This window comes from Sporosarcina sp. SAFN-015, from assembly GCF_059415085.1.
In genome coordinates this window covers 23334-45555 of the sequence record NZ_JBPFDR010000012.1, presented here as the reverse complement: position 1 = coordinate 45555, position 22222 = coordinate 23334, and the positions used below count along the sequence as shown (strand labels likewise).

The window sequence follows — 22222 nt, the reverse complement described above, 5'->3', positions numbered from 1 at the left end:
CGTCTTCACCTTTCTTCGGAAGCTATTTTCAAAAACTCTTCTACATCTTTCACACATAATGCCACACCTTTTGCCCAGAACTCTTCTTTTGTAATATCTTCTCCAAGATGCTTCATCGCAAGATCTTCAACAGACATGACAGCTGTATCACGCAACAGCGCCATATACTTCTGTTCAAATGATTCGCCTTCTGCAATTGCTTTCGCATAAATACTCAATGAGAACAAGTATCCGAAAGTATATGGGAAGTTATAAAATGGTGTTCCCGTAATATAGAAATGCAGTTTCGAAGCCCAGAAATGCGGATGTACAGTATCAAGAGCGCCAGCGTATGCCTCTTTTTGCGCCTCTGCCATTAATTCATTCAATCTTGCAGCAGGGACAACTCCGTTTTTCCTTTCCTCATAGAAACGCGTTTCGAAAAGAAAACGTGCATGTATATTCATGAAGAATGCCACACTGCGCTGAATTTTATCCTCCAGCAATGCTAGTTTTTCCTCTTGCGTTTCTGCAGCTTTGACAGAAGCGTCCGCAACGATCATTTCCGCAAATGTGGAAGCTGTCTCCGCAACCCCCATCGCATATTGACGGTTCATGTAATGAACAGGACGCAAAGCGTATGAATGGAACGCATGGCCGAGTTCATGTGCCAACGTCGCAACATTGGACATAGAGCCGCTATACGTCATGAAAATACGAGACTGTTCAGAAACTGGCATTCCCGTACAGAAACCTCCTGGACGCTTATTCGCACGGTCTTCCGCTTCAATCCAGCTATCTTCAAATGCTTTCCTTGAAAACGACTCCAATTCAGGACCAAATTTACCGAAATGCTCCAAAATAAATTCAGCGCCTTCTTGGTAAGACATCTCCTTCGTGGATGACGTGACCGGTGCATCTAAATCATACCAATTCATATTTTCATTTCCTAATAGTTCGGCTTTCCGCTTTAAATATTGTGCAAAAGGTCCTTTATTTGCGCTGATTGCACCCCACATTGCATCTAGTGTTTCTTGGCTCATCCGATTTTTCATAAGGGGTTCCTTCAAAACAGAATCCCATCCACGTTTTTCATAGACAGCCAAACGGAAGCCCGCCAAGTGGTTTAATGTGGACGCGAAGAAATCCTCTTTCGTTTCCCAAGCTTCTTCTAGTTTTTCAAATGCTTCCTTGCGCACGCTAACATCTGCATGGGAACTTAAGTTATTCGCCTGTCCTACGGAAAGCTTCTTTTCTTCCCCATCTACTGTCATTTCTATTGTAATGTCTCCTACGAGCTGATCATATAGTTGTCCCCAACCTTGGTACCCATCGACACTTAATGCCGTAATGAGGCTTTCTTCTTCCTCAGATAGTTTCAATTGAACTTCTTCGCGCCATTCTTGTAGAATAAAATCGAATTGAGACAATTGTTCAGTCGCAAGTAATTCTTTCCAAATGGATTCTTCCGTCTTTGCAACGACTTGTTTGATTTTTAGCACTGCCGTCTGGAATCGTGCTCCTAAAGTACCTACTTCTGCTTGTAGAATGAGCGCCTTTTTATCTTTCGTATTCGCAGCAAGGAAGCAACCGATAACAGCGCCAGCTTCTCTTAAATTTTTTGCAGTGTTTTTGATTTCATCAATTACGTGAAGAATTTTACCTGCTTCATCGACGGATGTTGGTGTTTGTGTAGCGGATGCAAGACTTTCCAACTCACCAATCTGTTGTTTCACCGCATCCAAATGCGTACGAAGCTCCTCTGAATCGCTTCCGCCTTTAAAAAATACATCTAAATCCCATACTTGTGAATACGTTTTTGTAGTAGTCAATGAATGATCCCCCTAATGATTTAGAAAATTTTAATAAAAACATGTTTTTATTATACCATGAATCTTCGGGATTCGAAATATTAGATTTGTGACGGAAATTTCATACTTTCCTTCGCACTAATTCACATTCCTATGTATACTGTTCAGAGGGAGGATGTACTATGTCTAAAATACTTCTGATGACCCTGTCACTATGTACAGTCATAATATTGAATGTAATCGCAAGCTTTTTCTCTTTGAATGGAAATACAACAGGAGAGATTACAAATCGGCTGCCGATGCTTTTTTTGCCGGCCGACTATGTACTTGTCGTCTGTTGGTTGATCTATATGGCGCTCTTTTTCTGGATCTTCAAATTCAATAAGACTTTCCACGAGATGAGCTCCGCGCATCAAAACCGCTTCACTTTCCTTTTCGTATTAAGTAGCCTTCTTCATATTGCTTGGATTTTCCTTTGGCATTTCGAATTGTTTACTGGCACTTTAATTGCGAAAATTGCTCTACTTATTGTGTTGCTCATTTTTTACGGAAGTTTCCCGAAACGGGATAACCTACTTACTGGAAGAGCTCCGATCAGTTTGCTCACTGGATGGATTTTCATTACGACTATTGAGAATGTCAGTTATTTTCTTATGATTCACGGCTGGTCAGGATTGGGATTAAGCGATCCGTTATGGACGGTCATCTTTTTAACGATTTCCACAGCGTTCGCTTTACATTTTATGTACCATTACAAGGATTATGTAATGAATCTCGTTTTTGTTTGGGTCTTTATCGGGATTGCTGTCCGAAACGGGATAGAGGAGCTATTCATCTCCGCAGCAGCTATCTTCTTATCCGCAGTCATCATCACTTGTATCTTTCTGTTTTCGGGAAGACGTGTGGAACAATAAAAACAGAGTAGGCGCATGAATTTCTCATACGCCTACTCCTTTTTTATGTCCTTTGAATAAGTCTAGGTGCGGATGTAAATAAAATGACCGCTACGATTGCGCACAAGATGATGGATGGAATCATATAGGTTGCATTATATCCTAAAGAAAATAACCAAGCGGGCTTATCACCGGCGGCATCAGCGAAAAATACCATTCCGGCAATGAAGTGGGCTAAAAATCTAAAAAGGCCCCCTAGAACCGTCCCCACAGCAATTGCCGCAGCCATTGAACCTTTGCGCCCAGCCAATTTACTTTTAATCAACCAACCATGTGTAGACGCCGCCAATCCAACTAGTGTGTAGGCAAAAAAATAGTCCAAAGCACCTTGCACTGGATGGATGATATAACCTCCTATTACCGCTTGAAGAAGACCTGTAATAAACCCAGTCAACAATCCTCCAGCAAGCCCCCAACGGTATGCCATCAAGATAATCGGCAACATCGATAAGGTAATGGAACCGCCTTGTGGCATTTTGAATAACGTTAAATTATCCAAGACAAATGATAAAGCTCCTAAAATAGCAACCTCCAACAATAACTGAAGTCTTTTACGATCCAATTGAAACTCCTCCTCTTTTTTTGTCGGAGGGATACGGAATGAAGAAAACGCGGTTTTCTGCTTCGACCTGAGGGCAGTATAAATTAGTTTACAGAAAGCCAATCAAGGTAACGAATAGTAACATAGAGCCACTTTTCCTATACAACAAAAAACGACATCCCGGATAGAACCGAGACATCGATATATGTCAGTTTCCATCCACATCCCTACGCAAGCATGAACTTACAGGTTCGAAGGGTCAGGACAAAACGTCCAATCTCAGCCAATACAGGCACCCCTTGTGGTCGTGTAATTCAATTGTCGTCTCCATTGTATATGTTACAGTAGTTATAAGCAAGATGATATTGTAAACTACTTATTAGAATTGCGGGAGGTAAGCCTATGACCAATAATAAACTACTATCGGCTCTCTGTTATTTCAGCATCTTTTTTTCACCGCTATTATTGCCCGCGATTGTCTATTTCGTCACGGACGATCATGACGTGAAGGGACATGCGAAGCGTTCACTCATATCACATCTTATACCCGTAGTGCTTCTCATAGCTGGCTTTATTCTCTTTACGTTTTCAATGGTTTCGTATGAATCAAGAATGCATACAATGTTAACAGGGCAATTTGATTTTTGGGGACTTGCCCCTTTCCTGTTCATGCTCATCTATGGTCTGCTATTTTTGATTGTCGTCATTTGGAACGTTTATCAAGGTGTAAAAGTGTTGAAATAAACGCATACGTTTCTTGAGAATCGAATAATTATGTTATAATTAGCTGGAAAAGTACGTTTCGAGGAAGGGACCTGTAAATCATGATTGTAAAAAACAACGAAGAGATCGAGGCACTGAAAAAAATCGGCCGCATCGTCGCAGAAGTGCGGGAAGCGATGAAAGCTGCCACAGTGCCAGGCATTACGACGAAAGAGATTGATGAAATCGGAGGACGACTTCTTGCTGAGCGCGGAGCTGTCTCCGCGCCGATTGACCAATATGAATTCCCTGGGTATACATGTATCAGTGTCAATCACGAAGTAGCCCACGGCATCCCTGGATCACGCGTCATTCAAGATGGCGATCTCGTCAACATCGATGTTTCCGCATCATATGGCGGGTACTTTGCAGATACAGGCATTTCATTCGTCGTCGGCACGAATGATGAGAAGAAGCAACAGCTTTGCGACGTAGCGAAACTCGCTTTTGACCGCGCAATGACAAAAGTGAAAGCAGGCTCAAGGTTGAACCAGATCGGGAAGGCAGTCGAGCGGGAAGCTAAGGATAACGGCCTGAAAGTTATAAAGAACTTGACCGGGCACGGGATTGGAACATCGCTGCACGAAGAGCCGCAACATATACTTAACTATTATGATGCTTGGGATAAAACGTTGATGCAGGAAGGTATGGTTTTAGCGGTTGAGCCATTCATTTCCGAGAAAGCTGAGCATATTATTGAGCTCGGAGACGGATGGACATTCGTAACGCCTGATAAATCCCTCGTCGCTCAAATTGAACATACAATCATCGTCACAAAAGATGAACCGATCATACTTACACAGCTATAAGAACAAAGGAGACTGTCCGGAAAGTCGATGAATCGACTTTCTGACAGTCTCTTTTTGTAGGGAGAGGTTTTATGATCACTCACCGGGATTTATGAGCGCTCGCCAGGATTTATGATCACTCACCACGATTTATGATCACTTGCACTAATTAAAAGGGCTATCCAGAAAGTCGTTAAAACTGACTTTCTGGATAGCCTCCTTTTATCTTTTCTTCTTAACGTCTTTCTGACCGCCTACTGTCTTCGAATTCCCTTCGGTCAGCTTTCCTTTATACCAGACTTTTTGGACAGGCTTGAACCCTTTCGTCAGCTTCTTGTACGTCCGTTCTTCAGGATACGATAGCAATGTAAGCACTTCGCCATCCTCCCCGGCACGTCCTGTCCGACCGGAGCGATGCAAATACTGCTCGGTCGTATGGGGGACGTCGACATGGATGACGTGGGTCAGTCCTTGTATATCCAGTCCTCTTGCAGCCAAATCCGTCGCAATCAATATTCGGATATCGCCCTTTCGGAAGCTTTCCAGTGTCTCCTGCCTTTCGAACTTTGTCATTGAGGAATATAGAACCGCAACAGGTGCCTCATTATATTGCAACTTCATTTCCTTCATTCGAAGCTGATCGACATTATTCATAAAAGCGAGCGCCCTTATGGCTGGCAGATGCGACAGTCCTCGAAGAAGGTCTGTCTTATCTCGTGCATCCGTCTTGATGAATGAATGGACTACTTTGCCCGACAACGGCATATCATCGACAGAGACATGCAACCGGACAGGCTCATCCAATAGGTTCTTAGCGACAAGTTCAATTTCATTCGTAATTGTTGCTGATACGACAGCGACTTGACGTTCAGGATGTGCCGCTTCGATTAAATCTTTCACAATGACGCGGTAATCCCGTGATAACAACTGATCACCTTCGTCCAAAATGATATACCGAATATCATGCATTTTTAAACGCTTCGCTTTAACAAGTTCCACGAGGCGTCCCGGAGTTCCGACAACAATCGTCGGCTTCTTTTTCAATCGTTCAACTTGCCGCTGCATATTCGCGCCGCCGATCAACTGGGTGACTGTAATATCCGTGCCTTCCACCCATTCACGGATGACATTGACGATTTGCATCGACAATTCCTGGGAAGGAGCTATAATCAACGCCTGTGTCTGCATTTTCTTCCCGTCCACTTGCTGAAGAATCGGCAAAACATATGCAAGCGTCTTCCCTGTCCCGGTTGGTGATTCCGCCACTACGTCCCGGCCGTTTAATAATTCCGGTATCATTTGCGATTGAATCGGTGTTTCTCTTTCAAATTTCCATTTCTTTTTAATACTATCGTCCATTTTTTCCAAGAAGGACATTCTCATCCCCGCTTTCACTGTTCCTTATCTTATAATGAACCGGATTTGCATTTCTTTCAAGTGTTCAAGGCTTTCTTCTTGCTTTTGTCGCCTGTTCATATGCATAGGCATAGCCGATTAATTCCGGCTCGGAATACGCTTTGCCGCATATTGTAATGCAAAAAGGCTCGCCTTCCTTCGTGAAGGATGATGGAACCGTAATGGCCGGGTACCCAGCTGCGGCGCTAAAACTGCAGCCATGATCCTGCGGGAACACAAGCATATCAATCTTATGTTCGTCAAAAGCCCGATCTAGAGCTAATTCTCCAGCCAGATGGCGGTTTCTCAAAAATGCCTCAATATATTCCGGCTCGGTCAACGTTCCGCTCGTCCGATCTACTTTTTCCAACATCACTTGACCGAATTCCAGCGTTTCTTCTGCATGTTCCTTATTGAATTGAATGATATCGGATAACGTACGGATTGGGTTCGTCGCTGGCGTTTTTCCAAGATACTCATTCAATGCCGCTTTGAATTCATACAGGAGGACGTCATAGCCTAAATCGTCTTCCATCGTCCCTAAATCGATATGGTCGATAATTTCTGCACCTAATGATTCAAAATGTTGGAGCGCTTCCTCGAACTTTTCTTTCCTCTCCGTCGAAATCTCCCTTACAAAAATGGATCTGGCAATGCCAATTCTTTTGCCTGCAAGCGAAGTTGCGTCACATATGGAGAGCCAATCTATTCCATTGAAACGCTCTGCTTTCCTAGTGACTGGATCAGTTTCATCGTAGCCGACCATCAAGCCGAATGTAATAGCCGCGTCTTCTACAGTTCGAGCGAATGGCCCTGGTGTGTCTTGGGTGAATGAAAGCGGGATGATGCCGCTTCTGCTGATCGCCCCAACAGTTGGCTTAATGCCTACAAGAGCGTTTTGAACTGCAGGGTTGATGATTGATCCGCTCGTTTCAGTTCCAATGGAGACTGCCGACATATTGGCTGCAACAGCTGCTGCGGATCCGGAACTCGACCCTCCCACATCAAAAAGCCCATAAGGATTGTTCACTTGTCCACCACGGGAGCTCCATCCATTCCGCATGCGGTCCGACATGAAATTCGCCCATTCCGTCATATTCGTCTTGCCTAAAATGACTGCGCCAGCTTCCCTCAGCTTTTTCACTAAAAATGCATCTTCCCCAGCATAATGGTTTTTCATCGCTATCGAGCCGCAGCTTGTATGCATCCCGTCTCCCGTATCCATATTGTCTTTTAACAGAACCGGAATGCCATGCAACAATGACCGCACAATTCCACGATGACGTTCCTCGTCAAGTGCACGAGCGATATGGACAGCTTGTGGATTCAGTTCGAGGACTGCATTGATATTCCTATTTTTCTCTGAAATTGTCTTCATGTACATGACGGTCAGTTCTTCGGCCGTGAGTTGACCGGAAGACATTTTTTCCTGCATTTGCCGAATAGTCGCTTCTTCTAACCATTCATGCTGTAAATCATCTAATTTCCTGTTCATGCAAATCCCCCCGTAGTCATCACTCTATCCTCATTGTATACTGTTTCATCAATTCATATAAAGATAGTTCATATAATTGTTTTCCGTTAATTTTAAAGACGCCATCATTAACAAGATTTTCGATTATTTTATCCCTTTTGGTTTCTAGTTCGGGATTTTCTTTCTTTCTCATGGTGTTTGTTCCTCCTAGATAGTTGCCTAACATCTATTCCTCTTCCATGAAAACTGTAAACCATGAAGAAATAACCAAAAAATCCCCGAGGTGCTAAGCACTCGGGGAGTAATCATGACCATTTATTATTTTTATATTTGCGGTAGTAATTGACTTGTCTCATGAAAAGATAAAGTTTACGTTTAAAGCTTTTATCTCTTTTGTAGAACAGCGGGTTGGCGTATTTGCCTGCCCGTAACAGCTGGTCGACCTCTTTTCGGATTTTGGCATTGTCGACAAACTTCCGTAAAACGGCTTTCGGAACGACTGTGAAAAGGAATTTTTCATCTAATAATGTCAATGGTTTTTCAACACCGTAGATGAGGTCATCAACAAAGTTCTTTGCCAGGTTATGTCCGCATGACGTGATGTAATAACTTGAACGTCCCTGTCGGATATTCACTTCAAACACTTTGAACTTTTTGTCGCGATGATCATATTTCAAATCAAAGTTTGCATAACCGACATAGTTGAGCGCTTCTAGAAACCCTTTCAATTTCAACATCATTTCTTCATTATAACGGGTAATGACCGCTGTATAATTGCCGATCGCAGTAACAGTATGCTCCTGCAATACAACTTGTCCAAAGGTGATCAGCTCGGAATTCCCTTTACTATTGACGTAGAAGACGGAATCCCACATATATGTATCATCGCCAGGAATGAAATCTTGGATGATCAAGTCGTCGCGATAACCACTATTCTTAATCGTGTCAATGACTTTCTGAATTTCTTCATATGAGTTGACTTTATACACTTTTTGCATGCCTTCAAATGGATGCTTGTAATATTGCACACCGTTGCTCGGTTTGATGATGACCGGGAACATCACTTCTTCGACGAAACGGTCGTCTGTTTCACATGAATAGAAATAAGTTGCAGGCGCATCAATTCCATGCTCTTCGCAAAGCCGGTAGAAATTCTTCTTTACAAGTAAATTATTCATCAACTCTTCATCGATATAGTTGAATACATAATCGGACTTGAGAGCTTGTCGGCATTCGATGATCAGGCGCACATACAAGTCATTCGTCCCGATAAGGAGCAGTCTCTTCCCTTTCGACCTGTACTTATCCGCAACTTTTTTTAAGAAGCGGACGAACTCTTCCTTCTCCCCTAATTTCGGATTCAGCTCGATGGCGCCAGGGATTGTACTTAAGCTCGTAAATGATAAAGGCTCTTTCCCGACTAGGACCGGATGGATGCCATATGCCTCGTGAAATGAAATCGCCATATTGTATGCATTAATATCTGTCCCTACAATGATCGGGATAAACGGATGGTTTGTCATAGTTTCCTCCAACATGCTTTTCTCTATCTTAGTGTAGGGTTCATGAATTTCTATGTCAATCAAGCAGTATGGCCTATTCGAAATAACTCACATTGTCAGAGCTCCAGAGTCAACATACTTCCAAATATTCCAAGGTTGCTCTGTTGGCGGTGCCGATTCAAACGTGAGGATTTCCTTCGTCGTCGGATGCGGAAATGATAGCGTATGCGCCCATAACGCAATTTGCTGTCCCGGCCGGTTCACATGTTGACCGTACTTTTGATCTCCGTAGAGTGGAGCGCCAGACGTTGCCATTTGAACGCGAATCTGATGGGATCTGCCTGTATGAAGCCGGATGGCGAGCAAGCTCATACCGTCCTGTCTTTCAATTGTTTCATAATGAAGGACCGCCTTCTTCCCTCCTGGGTGAGAGGGCTTAACTGCATGGACCTTGTTATTCTTCGCATCCTTCCAAAGATGATGCTCCAATAGGCCGCTATTTTCCAATCCGCCTCTTACAACAGCTAAGTATGTCCGTTCCATTTCCCTTTTTCGCAGCACGTCGGAAAGCCGGGATGCTGCCTTGGATGTTTTTGCGAATACGAGAACGCCTCCTACTGGACGGTCCAGCCGATGCACTAAACCCAAATAGACATTCCCCGGTTTTTGATGGCGCTTTTTCAAGTCTGCTTTCAATAAGGTTAATAAATCCTCATCTCCGCTATCATCAGCCTGCACGGGCAAATTGACAGGCTTCTCTACTACGAGCAAATGATTGTCTTCATATAAAATGCGTATGATCAACTTTCACAGTTCCTTTCAATAGTATTGATGGACAAATTTCTCTATTTAACTGTTCATTTTTCATTTCAGTTCGCCTCCATTCCGTCTATCATACTATATATCTCCCAGATTATCCGACAAAATTGGTGGATGATTGGTTATTGAAGATAATTCTCCCTAAAAATAAAAAAGCCGAAGTTTTTCCGGCTTTTGCTCATACTTTTATTCTTGCACCAAATAGATTGGCTCATCTGTCGGCCAACTGGAAAAGTCTGATATAATACCGTCTACGCCAAACTTCTGTGCTTTCGAAACTAACCGTTTATCTTTTTTTGACCAGACAAGGACCTTACTACCACGTTCGTGGACACTATCCACCATCCTCTTATTTAAGAAGGACACATTGAAATTGATATAAGATGCAAAGGATGTCAATTCGTCTAACTTCTTTGTAGTAAGTATTGATTCGGAAGGTTTTATAAGGACTGCTACTTCAATATCGGGCAATAAAGTATGTATCTTCCTCATGGACTCTGCATCGAATGATTGGACGATGATCGAGCTGCTGTCGACATAATCGCTCAGCAGCGTCACAACCTTTTCTTCAATTCCTGGATAAGTTTGTGGGTTTTTCAGTTCAATTAGCAAACCGGCTTTGTCATAGAATTCTTCTAATAATTCGTTGAGCGTTATGATTGACTCGCCTTGAAACTCTTTGCTGAATCTTCCACCGGCGTCCAACTCTTTCAGCTCCGCCAAAGTATAGTCTTTAATGTAACCGCTTCCATCAGTTGTACGGTCGATTTTCGCATCGTGCATAATGACGAGTTCGCCATCCTTTGAAAGGTGGACATCACATTCTAGAAAATCTGCACGGAGCTCGACTGCTTTATGGAATGCGGAACGGGTATTTTCAGGTGCAAAACTGGAAGCTCCACGGTGTGCGATACTAATCATATTAGGTGTATGGACCCTCTTTGTCTGATCATTGAAACCGAAAAGAAGGAATAGACATGCACCGACGATTGCTACGCAAAACAGACTATGTTTTCTCATTAGAATTCCCCGCATTCTCTCATCGGATACTACCAATTACGCCTCGGCGTAATTGTGTCAGGATTTTAATCGAGCTAGCTCTATAAACTCACTTAAAAATCCTTGACATCCGCCGAAGGCAAACCCAATCCAGCTCGCTGGATTTAGTTAATATCCGAATTATCTTTCTATTATATTATCATATATCTATAGTCTTGAATACCTTAATATGCACAATGAGCTAAAAGTATTGCATTTTTTTCGCAACAACAACTAAACAACAACTAATTAAATGTATGCGCTTCCAATTTGAAGTAATAGTAATAATCGTCAAAATACTATTTACAAACTATTTTTCGACTGATATATTGGATATCACTTAAGACTAGAAGTTCACTATCTAGTCGGAAGAATAATTGAATTGCATCTAGGAGGAGCCATCATGTTAAGTAATCCTGTAATCGCCACCACATTAATTTTCGCTCTTATTGCATTGGGCGAATGGCTATCTATCGTTTCAAGAGCCAGAATCCCGATGCTTCTAACAGCGATGGTAGGATTCCTTATCCTAAATTGGACAGGCATCTTCCCGAAGGACATTTTAGAGAAGTCACAATTTCCCGCGTTAGGCGCCATTTTAATTGGCCCGGCAATTTTGCATATGGGGACAATGATTCCCTTTTCATTATTGAAAAGTCAATTCAAAGCAGTTCTTATCGCCCTTGGAGGCATCATCGTTTCAGGAGTACTCATATTGACGATCATTCCTTTGATTTTTGATTACCCGACTGCCGTTGCAGGAGTTGGTCCGATTAGCGGTGGAATCATCGCCCTTATCATCACATCAGAAAAATTGACCGAACTCGGCCTTACAAGCCTTGTCATAATTCCAGCGTTGGTAGTAGCTTTCCAAGGTGTTATGGGAATGCCGCTTGCGATGAATTTCATGAGAAGATACGCAGTGAAATTACAGAAAGATATGGATAACGGAACTTTCATACCAATGGTGTCAGAAACAGATATTTTGAAGGAAGAGGAAAAAAGTAAAAAACAAAGCCCATTAAAATCCAGTACCACATTAAAACTGTTCTATGTTTTTGTCGGTGCATCCATTGGGGTTGCTCTTGGTTCAGTAACACCGGTCCATTATACGCTTTGGTGTCTTGCAATTGGCGTCATCGGTCTGAAGATTGGGGTTTTCGAGCCAAAAACATTAGATAAAGCAAATTCATTTACGATTACGATGATCGGCATTATCTTTGTCGTCATTGGGACAATGGCTGGCGTCACGCCAACACAAGTACTCAACAATTTACCAAGTGTCGTCCTTATCCTTGTCATTGGTACTTTCGGCATAGCACTAGGCGGGTTCATCATGTCCAAGCTGCTGAAATGGCATCCGTATAAAGGGATGCCCGTCGCATTAACGGCTTTGTTTGGTTTTCCTGCAGATTATATACTTTGCGAGGAAGTGAGCCGGAGCATTGCAAGAAACCAAGAGGAAGAAAAAGCGATCTTCGATGAATTATTAGCTCCAATGCTTATCGGTGGGTTTACGACCGTGACCGTGGCTTCTGTCGTTATCGCTGGCATTTTAGTACAAACATTATAATTCGGAGGGATTTACAATGACTAAAACAATCATTCGAAACGGATCACTTATTGATGGAAACGGAGAAGCGCCAAAACAAGGACAAATTATTGTTATTGACGGAGATCGAATTGAGTATGTCGGTGATGAGGACCGATATGCAGAAACTGGTGACGAACAAGTCATAGATGCGGCTGGCGGATCAATCCTTCCCGGCTTCATCGATACGCACGTCCATATGATGTTCGAATTTTCGCCTGTCCATGAACGATTGGCAACTCCCTTTTCGTTCATGTATTACCGAGCTGCACAATATTTGAAGGCAACTTTGGAGGCGGGAGTCACTTCGGTCAGGGACGCCCTCGGTACCGATCTAGGTGTGAAAAAGGCTGTTGAAGAAGGACTTATTCCGGGGCCACGCTTGCAGCTCAGCATTAATGCATTGACGATTACCGGTGGACATGGAGATGGTTACACAGTTTCAGGTAATGTACTCGATTTATTGCCTTCTCCGTACCCAGGAATGCCGAACGGGCTTTGCGATGGCGTAGAGGAAGTCCGGAAAAAGACGCGTGAAATGCTTCGGGCAGGCGCAGAAGTCATTAAAGTGCATGCGACAGGCGGCGTCTTGAGCGCAACTGATCATCCGGAATTCACACAATTCTCGTTAGAAGAGTTGAAGGTTATCGTCGAGGAAGGACGTTTCCGGAAAGGCGTTAAAGTCATGGCCCATGCACAAGGGGCAGAAGGGATTAAAAACGCCGTCCGTGCAGGAGTCCATTCGATTGAACATGGCATCTTCATTGACGATGAAGCTATCGAATTAATGCTCGAAAACGGAACCTACCTCGTACCTACCCTTCTAGCTCCGGTTGCGGTTTTAGAAACAGCCGCAGAAACAGGTATGCCTGAAACAGCTGTTCAGAAGTCGAGGGAAGTTATTCAACACCATATTGAAAGTTTCCAAAAAGCGTATAAGGCTGGCGTAAAAATCGCTATGGGAACTGACGCTGGTGTTATGAAGCACGGCACGAACTTGCGTGAACTAGGGTTGATGGCCGATGCCGGAATGAGTCCGATGGATGCGATTGTCGCATCTACGAAAACAGCCGCCGAATGTTTAGGCTGGGGGGATCGTGTCGGAACGATTGAAACAGGGAAACTCGCGGATATTATTATCGTAAAATGCGATCCATTAAAAGATATTCATTCTCTTGCAGACAATGACAACATCCAAGTCGTCATTAAAGGCGGAAAAGTGGAGAAAGATTTAACGGCATAAGATGATGTATCTAAAATAAACGGCCATTGCAAAGACAGACATTTGTCTTGCAGTGGCCGTATTTTCATTAGAGCATCACGATGAATGCTATACTATAACTAATTCGTTAGGAGGCCGATAGAATGGATATTGAAAAATACCTCAATCGTTTTCACGCATCAAGCGACAGTAAACCTTCCTTGCATCAATTGTCGGAACTACAACGTTTACATATGACCAAAATACCGTTTGAAAACCTCGACGTCATTCGCCGAGTTCCGATTTACTTAAATTTACATTCGATTTACGATAAAATCGTTCTTCGGAATCGCGGCGGGTATTGTTATGAATTAAACGGGCTGTTCCATTGGTTATTAGAACAGCTTGGATACGATGCTTCCCTAATTGCTGCCACTGTATATCGTCCAAATGGACGGTGGGCCAAGCCCGAAACACATGCCGCCATCCTCGTGCAGATGGATGAACCGTACTTAGTCGATGTTGGATTTGGAGACTCGACAATCTTACCAATTCCATTGAACGGCAGTCCGCAAACTGACGTAAGTGGAACTTACTCGGTCGAGCAAGTTGGCAAGGGGCTATTTGATCTGATACGAAACCGGAATGGCGATTCTCGTCCGCTCTATCGCTTTTCTACAAATATGAAACAACTTGTTGACTTCCATGAAGGCTGCGTTTTCAATCAAGTCTCCCGAGAATCGACATTCACGCATGTCGACATTGTCACAAAAGCAACAGCTGAGGGCAGAATGACAGTAAAGGACTATGAATTTACCGTTACGGAAAATGGTGCCTCCAAGACAACACCTCTTTCCAAGAATGAAAAAGATGCAATTCTTTCAGACTTATTCGGTATCAACATATAGTAATAAAAAAGAACGGCAAAGGTTTCATCCCTTTATCGCTCTTTTTTTATCGATTTAATTGATGGCCAAACTTCTGAAATTCTTTTTTAAGGCCAATTGCAATGAACTATATGTTTGGATTTTTGAAAAATCCAAGCCCAACTGGACCGAAGTTTGAGCGATGACAGGGTGGATTCCTGTCATCGTCGCCTTAATACCTAATAGATCGAGCACCGCCATTAACTGATAAATATGATTCGCTACCATCGTATCGATCATAGAAACTCCCGACAAATCGATGAATAGATGAGTCACGTCAATCTCAACACACCGATTCGGTACATAGTCCACAATGGATTGGACCCGCGTCGTATCAATATCTCCGATGATCGGTAAAATCCCAATTGATGAATCAAGTTTAATAATAGGTGCATTCAATTCTTCAATAAGGCTCTGTTGAGCAACTAACCGTTTGTTCATAAGCTCATCGTATCTATTTGAAAACTCCACCATCATTTCATCAAACGCCTTATGGATGGCAATTCCCCAATTCATAATGTCTGAACGGAGAATCCTCTCCCCTTCCTTCTCGACAAATCTCTCAACAAACTTCCAAAACGCTTGACGCGCCTTACTAAGGGCTTCCAAAACTTCATAGATTGGCGTTCGGCTATTCACCCTACTCTCAGCGACAACTAACGCCCAATTTTTCTTGTTTTCTTCAAACATCTCTACTTCTAATAAGAGGCTGCTTGCAACGGTCAAGTTTGTTAGCCTGTTTTGCTCTCTTAACATTTGAACCGAACCGCCACTGGCATCTTTCGAGTAAATCGAACCTTCCTTATCTTCACGATCCAACAGCCATTCCTCTGTGATGGCGTCTATTTGTTCCAATAAGAATTCATACAGCTCACAATTCATAGTTTTCACTATTAACCCTCCCACCGACAACCTGTTGTTTTTTATTGTAACATAAAAAATAAATACGTATTGGGAAATTATAGTGAAAAATCCCCAATACGTATGAATTCATTTTATGATTTTAAGTTTCACCTTTTTAACGCCCCACTCCATTGCGCTTTCATAGGTAGGGATAAATACGTCAATTTTATGTCCTTTTATTGCGCTGCCGACATCTCCTGCAATTGCTTCCCCATACCCTTCCACCCAAACTTTCGTTCCAAGCGGGATTATTGATGGGTCCACTGCAATAACTTTCTGATTTGGATTGGAACGGAGATCAATACCATACGCTGTCGTTCCAGAGCAACCTGTACAATAAGCTGTATAAGCTGTTGCAGTCACCGTCATTTCTGCTCCCGTACTTTCTGGAGGACTCGAAACGGAGACGTTGAATGCCGGTTCTTTCGGTGCCAAACTTGTTTCAGTAGTAATTTCTGGTGCCTTTTCCGATATGACTGCAGCCACTTTGAACGTCCCTGCATTTCCGAGATTATTTTCCCCATCTTCTTCACTAACCGTCAATACGTCACCCGGGTAGATCAGATCCTCTTCCAAGTCGTTCAAACTTTTCAATTCTTGCAAAGTCATTCCATGATTCAAGGCAATGCGATACAACGTATCTCCTTCTTCAACCTTGTAGGTCACAGTTTCTTCCTTCAACAAGTCCAGTGGCGGATAAAACAACGATATTGTATTTTCCAAAATGTCGATAAACGGAATATCACTAAGGTTCGGTCTAATTTCTTCGGAAGGAAGCCCTATCTCCTTTTCATGCTCCGTCCCGCTAGATATAGCCGCTTCGGTCACGACACTGAATGAGAGTGTCATGATTGCGGTTAGCACAATCATTTTCATCTTAATCAAGTAGTATTGCTCCTCTCTCAATAACAATTTCCCCCAGTACTGTCCAAAATCTTTCAAATTCAAACATATACTTTTTCAAAAGTTCGGAATATGACAATCAAGAAGTTGAGTATCATAGTGAGACTGTCATAGGAGAAGCAGATTTTGGTTTACATTCTCTGTAGAGAGGGCAAAATATAGAAAATGGTTAGTAAGGGGCGAGTGACATGAAAATAGGAAGACTTATTAAGACAGCTATTAAATGGGCTCCGGTCGTTTATCCGATCGTCCGCAAAATAATTGATAATAAACAAAAGACGAATGCTCCTTTACGGAGACGTTGAACTTGCTTGCTTTTGCAACGCTATTTGAAGCACGCATAGATTCATGCAGCTTGCTAATCCTATAAGGAAACAGTTATAAGGAGGCAACTGCCATGGCAGAGGATAATCGGAAGGCTACTAATGACGAACGGGAAGAGATCCAATTTCGTTATTTAGAACATCCTGAAGGGATTCCATCAGACCGAACAAGTTTATTTGACATGCATGAGGATATGCAAACCGTTGATACGATTAATTTGGATGATATGAAAGAGGATTTACGAAAGGAAAGAATCCATAAACATCCGAAGTCATAAATGAAAGAAGCCGGAAAATTGCCGGCTTCTTTTTAATTCCTGAACTTGGGAAAATTTTCACGAACATAATCCCTATTTGTAGCACCCTAGTTTCATATTAATTTATGCCTAAAATTAAATGTTTTATAAATAAGTAATATACGATTTCAACCCTCATTTAGGTCTTCTACCTTATTTTATCTTATTCCATCTATTCCCCTTTCTGATGCCTACTTTCTTCAAAACACTTTAAAAACTCTATTTCAAAGCATTTATAAAGAATACTTGACATTTATTGAAAACTATTTAACTGTGATAAAACTCCCTATTCATGTTGGACAATTTAGTTACTTATTATTATTTATTAACTAATCAGATGATTTGGTATTTAATTATAGTTTAATAAATGTATAATGTTAGCTAGACAGCCAGATACGGAGATTCCGACACCATTGAGAACCTTATCGTTTAACAGAAAGGGGGCAAAGGGTGTTTTTTGTTGGCTCTTAATAAGGGGAACGGTCAAAAACAAAAAGGAGGAATGGAATTGAGGAAACGTCAGCGGATGAGATTATTCAGCATCGCGGCAACGTTCTTGATGGTATTTTCATTGATAACGCCCGCGATGGCTGCAAGCACGGGACTAAACAAGAAACTGCATCACTCATTGCGCGATTCGAATGAGATTGCAAAAGAAAAAGTCAGCCAGCGATTACTTGAAAACTTTAAAGACGATAGCATGGTCACCTTTTTGATCAAGTTCAAAGAACAAGCAGATACGGAGCAGGTGGCAGCGGCGGCAAAACAGCAAGCAAGCCAAGCGAACCTTTCTGGAAAGCAATCGGTCATGATGACTCGATCGGCTGTCGTCTCCGAGCTTAGATTGACATCTCTAGAATCACAGCAAAATGTGAAACAATATCTTGAACAACAAGTGAAAGCAGGAAAAGCGAAGGACATCACTTCCTATTACATCGTTAACGGCATGGCTGTAACGGCTACAAAGGAAGTAGCGGAAGCGATTGGCACATTCGCAGAAGTCGAAAAGGTCCTTCCGAATGAAACGCGTCAATTGAACACAACCGTAGTCGAGAACGCAGATGCGCCGAAATCTCAGCTCGCAAATGTCGAGTGGAACATTGAACGTGTCAATGCACCTCAAGTTTGGGACATGGGAATCGATGGATCTGGAACAGTCGTTGCTAGCATTGATTCGGGCGTCCAATGGGATCACCCAGCATTAAAAGAGAAATATCGCGGGTATAACTCCGTCACAGGTGAAGTGAATCATGACTTCAACTGGTTTGACGCAACTGCTGGACGGACAACTCCATATGATGATCATGGTCATGGAACGCACGTGACAGGTACGATGGTTGGAAGCGAACCGAATGGAAATAACCAGATCGGTGTTGCACCTGGTGCGAAGTGGATTGCTGTTAAAGCATTCACTGCTAATGGTGGAACAGACCGTGATTTATTGGCCGCGGCTCAATGGATTCTTGCTCCAACAGACGCAAATGGCAATGCGCGAGTGGATTTGGCTCCGGATGTCGTTAATAATTCTTGGGGCGGAGGAGCAGGGCTTGACGAATGGTACCGTGATGTCGTTAGAAACTGGCGTGCGGCAGAAATCTTCCCTGAGTTCTCTGCAGGCAACACGACTCTTACAAACCCAGGCGGACCTGGATCAGTCGCTGCACCAGCGAACTATCCAGAATCCTTTGCAACAGGTGCCACAGACATCAATGATAAAGTGGCAAGCTTTTCACTTCGCGGACCTTCACCTTATGACCAAATAAAACCAGATATTTCCGCACCCGGCGTAAATATCCGTTCATCTGTACCAGGCAGCCGCTATGAAGGCGGCTGGAATGGAACATCTATGGCAGGCCCTGCCGTTTCTGGCGTAGCGGCTTTGCTTCGACAAGTGAACGCTACGATAACTGTCGAGGACATGGAACAAGTTCTATTGAACACAGCAACTCCTTTGACAGATAGCGCGTATCCGACATCTCCTAACCATGGGTATGGGCATGGACTTGTAGATGCATACGCAGCGGTTTCTTCCATCGCAAGCGGACTCGGAAAACTCGAAGGCCAAGTTACGAAGCAAGGCGATGATAGCGAACCGCCTGCCTTCGAACACTCCGCTCCAAATGAAACGTACGCAGGCATGGATTTAGATTTACGCATCAATGTAACGGATAATATTAGCGTTTCTTCTGTGACGTTGCAGTATGTAAATGCGGACGGGCAATGGAAGTCATTGAAAGCCGAACGGAAATCGGGAGATTACCTATCAGGCGAATACGGTGTTACAGTTTCCGGAGATCTCATTTCCGGTGATGCGTTCACTTATAAATGGGTCATTAACGATTTCGGCAACAATGAAGTATCTAGTGAGGAATTCACAGTACTCGTAAAACCTGGCATCACTGCAGGTTATTTTGAGGATTTTGAACAAATGCCAGTAGGATGGACTTCATTTGGGAATAAAAACAGCTGGGAATGGGGCAAACCGACTTCCGGTCCAGGCAGTGCAGCTTCTGGCGAAAATGTGTATGCAACGAATTTAGCCGGCATGTATGAAAGCAGCATGAATGCGACTCTTGTTATGCCTCCAGTTGATCTTCCGGAAGGCGCATCTTATTTACAATTCAAGCAATGGCATAATTTCGAGCAATCTAGTTCCGGAAGAGCTTGGGATTATGGACATGTATTCATCTCCACTGATATGGAAGAATGGACGCAATTGCTCATGATTCAAGGTGCTTCACAAGGATGGATCGACGCTGAAGTGGATCTGTCTGCATATAGCGGACAGCGCGTTTATATCGGATTCAATGCGTTTTCCGATGGAAGCGTAGTGAGGGAAGGCTGGTATATTGATGACGTAGCTTTAAGCACTGAGTCTCAAGCAGGCACAATCTCTCTTGCACCAAAAAATAAGTTGATGGAAAAAACTGAGCTCAAAGCTCCTCAAGCTTTAAAACCACCGAAAGACAGAGATCCTGGCGATCTAATTGAAAAAGGAAAAGACGCACTTGAAACACCTGTCGACCCAAAAACTATCAGACCTGTCATGCCGAAAGAAGAGCCAGCACCTCCTGTTGAAGAAGGCAAAGCAGCGCCTGTCCTACTTCCATTAGGTGCACAAGTGAATATTCTTGAAACAGATCGCTCCGTCTATACAAACCCTGCTGACGGATCATATACGATGACTCATGGCGCAGGAACGTTCACTGCACAAGCAGAAGCGTACGGATACCAATCCAAAACGCAAACTGTGACAATCAATGCAGATGAAACGACAAATGCCAATTTCACATTGGAGGAAATGCCACAGGCAACAATTAGCGGGACTGTAACAGACCAATCAACAGGTGAGCCGATTGAAGGCGCAACTTTGCTTCTAGTGGAAGATGCGAACATCGCCCCTGTGTTGACTGATGCAGCTGGCCATTTCGCAATCACAGCATATGAGGGCAATTATACGCTGAAAGTAGTCGCTCGCGGTTATCACGGACAAGAGGCTAGCATCAATATCGGCGGCCAACCTTCACAAGATTTCGCACTTGAGCCGTTCTTCACATATCCTGGCGGTGAAATTGGATATGATGACGGAACTGCTGAAAATGCTCGTGCTTTCTACGATGCAGGCAATGGTTGGGGCGTGAAAATGTCCTTACCGGAAGGCAATGAAACAGGAATTGTCACTGAAGGTGTTTTCCGATTCTGGGACACTGAATGGCCAGTACCAGGCGGAACTGCATTTGCAGTAGAAGTTTGGGATGCTACAGGTGCTGACGGAGCACCGGGGCAAAAGATTGCAGGACCAATCAATGCCCAAGCGAAACGGAATGGAGAATGGACAGTCGTTGATTTGACGGAGCACAATATCGTTGTAAACGGCGACTTCTATATGGTGTATATCCAAACGGAAGCGAATCCGTATGCGCCAGGCCTCGCAACAGATGAGGACGGACCAAATGCGGAAAGAAGTTACCAGTTGGTCGGATCTTGGTCGCCAGCACCTGCTGCTGAAGGGAACTATATGATTCGGGCACGAGTAAGCTATGAAGTATTCGAGCCGGTCATCACGTCTCCTGAAACAGGCACTGTGACGAATGAAGAAAACATCGTCATCGAAGGTTCAGCACCACCAACAACGACAATCGCACTCCATAATAACGGCGAAGAAGTCGATTCTGTTGTCATCGGTGCTGACGGGAAATTCTCTTTCCAAACAGTTCTGACAGAAGGTGAAAATGAATTTACAGCTGTCGCTTTATTAGACGGACGCGTAACAGGAACATCAGCGCCAGTAACAGTTGCGTTGGATACGATGCAACCGGAATTGACAATTACGAATCCGAAAAACGGCGAAACGACAAATCGTGAAACGGTCACTGTTGAAGGTACAGTTATGGATGCCTACTTGAAATCAGTAACTGTAAATGGTGAACAAGCGACTGTTGGCCAAGATGGCACGTTCTCGAAGCGGATTCTTTTGGATAACGGTGCAAATGAAATTACTGTTATCGCAACGGATGCTGCAGGTAACGAAACGACACAAACCGTTTCAATCACCGCAAAATATACGGCTCCAGAAATCACGAATTTGACGCCGACGAAAGATGTCCATTTAGTAACTGGAAAATCCGTCAAATTCGAATTCGACAGCGAGCCTGGATTAACTGCGACATACTTCATCCACATGCCGCTTACGAATGTCGGAGGCAATGATTTGACGAATGCGACTGAATTGCCGATGCATGAAGTATCACCAGGCCATTACGTTGGCTACTGGACTGTTCCATTAGGCGTAACTGCTGACGGGGCACGCGTCGAAGTGAAAGTCGTCGATGATTTTGGAAATGAAAGAAGAAAACTCGCAGACGGAAAACTGTTCATCAATATCGGGCAAACGAATGAAGTCGAGCCAACTGAAGGCAACGATGAAGGAGCAGTTGAAGAAAGCGTGGAAGCAGAAGAAATGGCTGAACAGGCCGAATAAGCAAAACGGGCGTGGCTCATCATCGGATTCTCGATG

19 protein-coding genes and 1 riboswitch are annotated in these 22222 nt (G+C 43.4%); of the genes, 9 read left to right on the top strand and 10 right to left on the bottom strand.

All coding sequences use genetic code 11. The features are described 5' to 3' along the window. Positions 1 to 5: 5 nt before the first annotated feature. Complete coding sequence (locus ACR65H_RS17130) at positions 6 to 1811, bottom strand: M3 family oligoendopeptidase (RefSeq protein WP_440501973.1); 1806 nt, start codon at positions 1809 to 1811, stop codon at positions 6 to 8. Between the two features lie 161 nt (positions 1812 to 1972). Here ACR65H_RS17130 and ACR65H_RS17125 point away from each other — a divergent pair, with 161 nt between their 5' ends. Then, positions 1973 to 2704 (top strand): TspO-related membrane protein, encoded by a 732-nt coding sequence (locus ACR65H_RS17125; RefSeq protein WP_440501971.1) that lies wholly within the window; start codon positions 1973 to 1975, stop codon positions 2702 to 2704. Positions 2705 to 2747: 43 nt separating this feature from the next. On the opposite strand, the gene thiT is transcribed toward ACR65H_RS17125, so the two are convergent. Further along, positions 2748 to 3305 carry an energy-coupled thiamine transporter ThiT gene (gene thiT / locus ACR65H_RS17120; RefSeq protein WP_440501969.1) on the bottom strand — a complete coding sequence of 186 codons (558 nt, stop codon included), beginning with the start codon at positions 3303 to 3305 and terminating at the stop codon, positions 2748 to 2750. Positions 3306 to 3491: 186 nt separating this feature from the next. Continuing rightward, a riboswitch (TPP riboswitch) is annotated at positions 3492 to 3594 on the bottom strand. 92 nt (positions 3595 to 3686) lie between these two features. Between thiT and ACR65H_RS17115 the strand changes: the two genes are divergently transcribed. Both ACR65H_RS17115 and map read left to right on the top strand, forming a co-directional pair. Further along, the gene (locus ACR65H_RS17115) at positions 3687 to 4028 is read left to right on the top strand and encodes a magnetosome magnetite crystal formation protein family (RefSeq protein WP_440501967.1); all 342 of its coding nucleotides are present in this window, start codon (positions 3687 to 3689) and stop codon (positions 4026 to 4028) included. A gap of 80 nt (positions 4029 to 4108) precedes the next feature. Next, positions 4109 to 4855, top strand: a complete 747-nt coding sequence (gene map, locus ACR65H_RS17110; RefSeq protein WP_440501965.1) for a type I methionyl aminopeptidase — start codon at positions 4109 to 4111, stop codon at positions 4853 to 4855. 201 nt (positions 4856 to 5056) lie between these two features. On the opposite strand, the gene ACR65H_RS17105 is transcribed toward map, so the two are convergent. From ACR65H_RS17105 to ACR65H_RS17080, 6 genes are all read right to left on the bottom strand, one after another. Next, positions 5057 to 6211, bottom strand: coding sequence for a DEAD/DEAH box helicase (locus tag ACR65H_RS17105; RefSeq protein WP_440501963.1), 1155 nt, complete (start codon positions 6209 to 6211; stop codon positions 5057 to 5059). 64 nt (positions 6212 to 6275) lie between these two features. Beyond that, entirely contained in the window at positions 6276 to 7724 is a 1449-nt protein-coding gene (locus ACR65H_RS17100) for an amidase family protein (RefSeq protein WP_440501962.1), read from the bottom strand. 19 nt (positions 7725 to 7743) lie between these two features. Then, positions 7744 to 7896: a Fur-regulated basic protein FbpA gene (locus ACR65H_RS17095; RefSeq protein WP_440501960.1), complete on the bottom strand. Its 153-nt coding sequence runs from the start codon at positions 7894 to 7896 to the stop codon at positions 7744 to 7746. Positions 7897 to 8008: 112 nt separating this feature from the next. Further along, on the bottom strand, positions 8009 to 9226 hold the full coding sequence (locus ACR65H_RS17090) for a carboxylate--amine ligase (RefSeq protein WP_440501958.1): 1218 nt from the start codon (positions 9224 to 9226) through the stop codon (positions 8009 to 8011). An 87-nt stretch (positions 9227 to 9313) separates the two neighbouring features. After that, positions 9314 to 10009 carry an RluA family pseudouridine synthase gene (locus tag ACR65H_RS17085; RefSeq protein ID WP_440501956.1) on the bottom strand — a complete coding sequence of 232 codons (696 nt, stop codon included), beginning with the start codon at positions 10007 to 10009 and terminating at the stop codon, positions 9314 to 9316. Between the two features lie 201 nt (positions 10010 to 10210). After that, the gene (locus ACR65H_RS17080; RefSeq protein ID WP_440501954.1) at positions 10211 to 11044 is read right to left on the bottom strand and encodes a glycerophosphodiester phosphodiesterase; all 834 of its coding nucleotides are present in this window, start codon (positions 11042 to 11044) and stop codon (positions 10211 to 10213) included. Between the two features lie 421 nt (positions 11045 to 11465). Here ACR65H_RS17080 and ACR65H_RS17075 point away from each other — a divergent pair, with 421 nt between their 5' ends. From ACR65H_RS17075 to ACR65H_RS17065, 3 genes are all read left to right on the top strand, one after another. After that, positions 11466 to 12635 carry a hypothetical protein gene (locus ACR65H_RS17075; protein ID WP_440501952.1) on the top strand — a complete coding sequence of 390 codons (1170 nt, stop codon included), beginning with the start codon at positions 11466 to 11468 and terminating at the stop codon, positions 12633 to 12635. A gap of 16 nt (positions 12636 to 12651) precedes the next feature. Beyond that, positions 12652 to 13896, top strand: coding sequence for a metal-dependent hydrolase family protein (locus ACR65H_RS17070; protein WP_440501951.1), 1245 nt, complete (start codon positions 12652 to 12654; stop codon positions 13894 to 13896). Between the two features lie 122 nt (positions 13897 to 14018). Continuing rightward, complete coding sequence (locus tag ACR65H_RS17065; RefSeq protein ID WP_440501949.1) at positions 14019 to 14762, top strand: arylamine N-acetyltransferase family protein; 744 nt, start codon at positions 14019 to 14021, stop codon at positions 14760 to 14762. A gap of 54 nt (positions 14763 to 14816) precedes the next feature. On the opposite strand, the gene ACR65H_RS17060 is transcribed toward ACR65H_RS17065, so the two are convergent. Further along, entirely contained in the window at positions 14817 to 15662 is an 846-nt protein-coding gene (locus ACR65H_RS17060) for an STAS domain-containing protein (RefSeq protein WP_440502029.1), read from the bottom strand. Positions 15663 to 15770: 108 nt separating this feature from the next. Then, positions 15771 to 16565, bottom strand: coding sequence for a 3D domain-containing protein (locus ACR65H_RS17055; protein ID WP_440502027.1), 795 nt, complete (start codon positions 16563 to 16565; stop codon positions 15771 to 15773). Between the two features lie 209 nt (positions 16566 to 16774). Between ACR65H_RS17055 and yxzF the strand changes: the two genes are divergently transcribed. The 3 genes from yxzF to ACR65H_RS17040 all read left to right on the top strand — a co-directional run bounded on the left by yxzF (position 16775) and on the right by ACR65H_RS17040 (position 22186). Continuing rightward, entirely contained in the window at positions 16775 to 16891 is a 117-nt protein-coding gene (yxzF, locus tag ACR65H_RS17050; protein ID WP_495164287.1) for a small protein YxzF, read from the top strand. Positions 16892 to 16983: 92 nt separating this feature from the next. After that, a complete protein-coding gene (locus tag ACR65H_RS17045; protein ID WP_440501948.1) occupies positions 16984 to 17187 on the top strand; it encodes a YczO family protein in 204 nt (67 codons plus the stop codon). Between the two features lie 520 nt (positions 17188 to 17707). Continuing rightward, positions 17708 to 22186 carry a S8 family serine peptidase gene (locus ACR65H_RS17040; protein WP_440501947.1) on the top strand — a complete coding sequence of 1493 codons (4479 nt, stop codon included), beginning with the start codon at positions 17708 to 17710 and terminating at the stop codon, positions 22184 to 22186. Positions 22187 to 22222: the final 36 nt, after the last annotated feature.

What these genes read in the sequence shown, in the direction of transcription:
- ACR65H_RS17125 (WP_440501971.1), top strand. Translation starts at nt 1,973, where the DNA reads ATGTCTAAAATACTTCTGATGACCCTGTCACTATGTACAGTCATAATA.
- ACR65H_RS17115 (WP_440501967.1), top strand. Translation starts at nt 3,687, where the DNA reads ATGACCAATAATAAACTACTATCGGCTCTCTGTTATTTCAGCATCTTT.
- map (WP_440501965.1), top strand. Translation starts at nt 4,109, where the DNA reads ATGATTGTAAAAAACAACGAAGAGATCGAGGCACTGAAAAAAATCGGC.
- ACR65H_RS17105 (WP_440501963.1), bottom strand. Translation starts at nt 6,211, where the DNA reads ATGTCCTTCTTGGAAAAAATGGACGATAGTATTAAAAAGAAATGGAAA.
- ACR65H_RS17100 (WP_440501962.1), bottom strand. Translation starts at nt 7,724, where the DNA reads ATGAACAGGAAATTAGATGATTTACAGCATGAATGGTTAGAAGAAGCG.
- ACR65H_RS17095 (WP_440501960.1), bottom strand. Translation starts at nt 7,896, where the DNA reads ATGAGAAAGAAAGAAAATCCCGAACTAGAAACCAAAAGGGATAAAATA.
- ACR65H_RS17090 (WP_440501958.1), bottom strand. Translation starts at nt 9,226, where the DNA reads ATGACAAACCATCCGTTTATCCCGATCATTGTAGGGACAGATATTAAT.
- ACR65H_RS17080 (WP_440501954.1), bottom strand. Translation starts at nt 11,044, where the DNA reads ATGAGAAAACATAGTCTGTTTTGCGTAGCAATCGTCGGTGCATGTCTA.
- ACR65H_RS17075 (WP_440501952.1), top strand. Translation starts at nt 11,466, where the DNA reads ATGTTAAGTAATCCTGTAATCGCCACCACATTAATTTTCGCTCTTATT.
- ACR65H_RS17070 (WP_440501951.1), top strand. Translation starts at nt 12,652, where the DNA reads ATGACTAAAACAATCATTCGAAACGGATCACTTATTGATGGAAACGGA.
- ACR65H_RS17065 (WP_440501949.1), top strand. Translation starts at nt 14,019, where the DNA reads ATGGATATTGAAAAATACCTCAATCGTTTTCACGCATCAAGCGACAGT.
- ACR65H_RS17060 (WP_440502029.1), bottom strand. Translation starts at nt 15,662, where the DNA reads ATGAATTGTGAGCTGTATGAATTCTTATTGGAACAAATAGACGCCATC.
- yxzF (WP_495164287.1), top strand. Translation starts at nt 16,775, where the DNA reads ATGAAAATAGGAAGACTTATTAAGACAGCTATTAAATGGGCTCCGGTC.
- ACR65H_RS17045 (WP_440501948.1), top strand. Translation starts at nt 16,984, where the DNA reads ATGGCAGAGGATAATCGGAAGGCTACTAATGACGAACGGGAAGAGATC.
- ACR65H_RS17040 (WP_440501947.1), top strand. Translation starts at nt 17,708, where the DNA reads ATGGAATTGAGGAAACGTCAGCGGATGAGATTATTCAGCATCGCGGCA.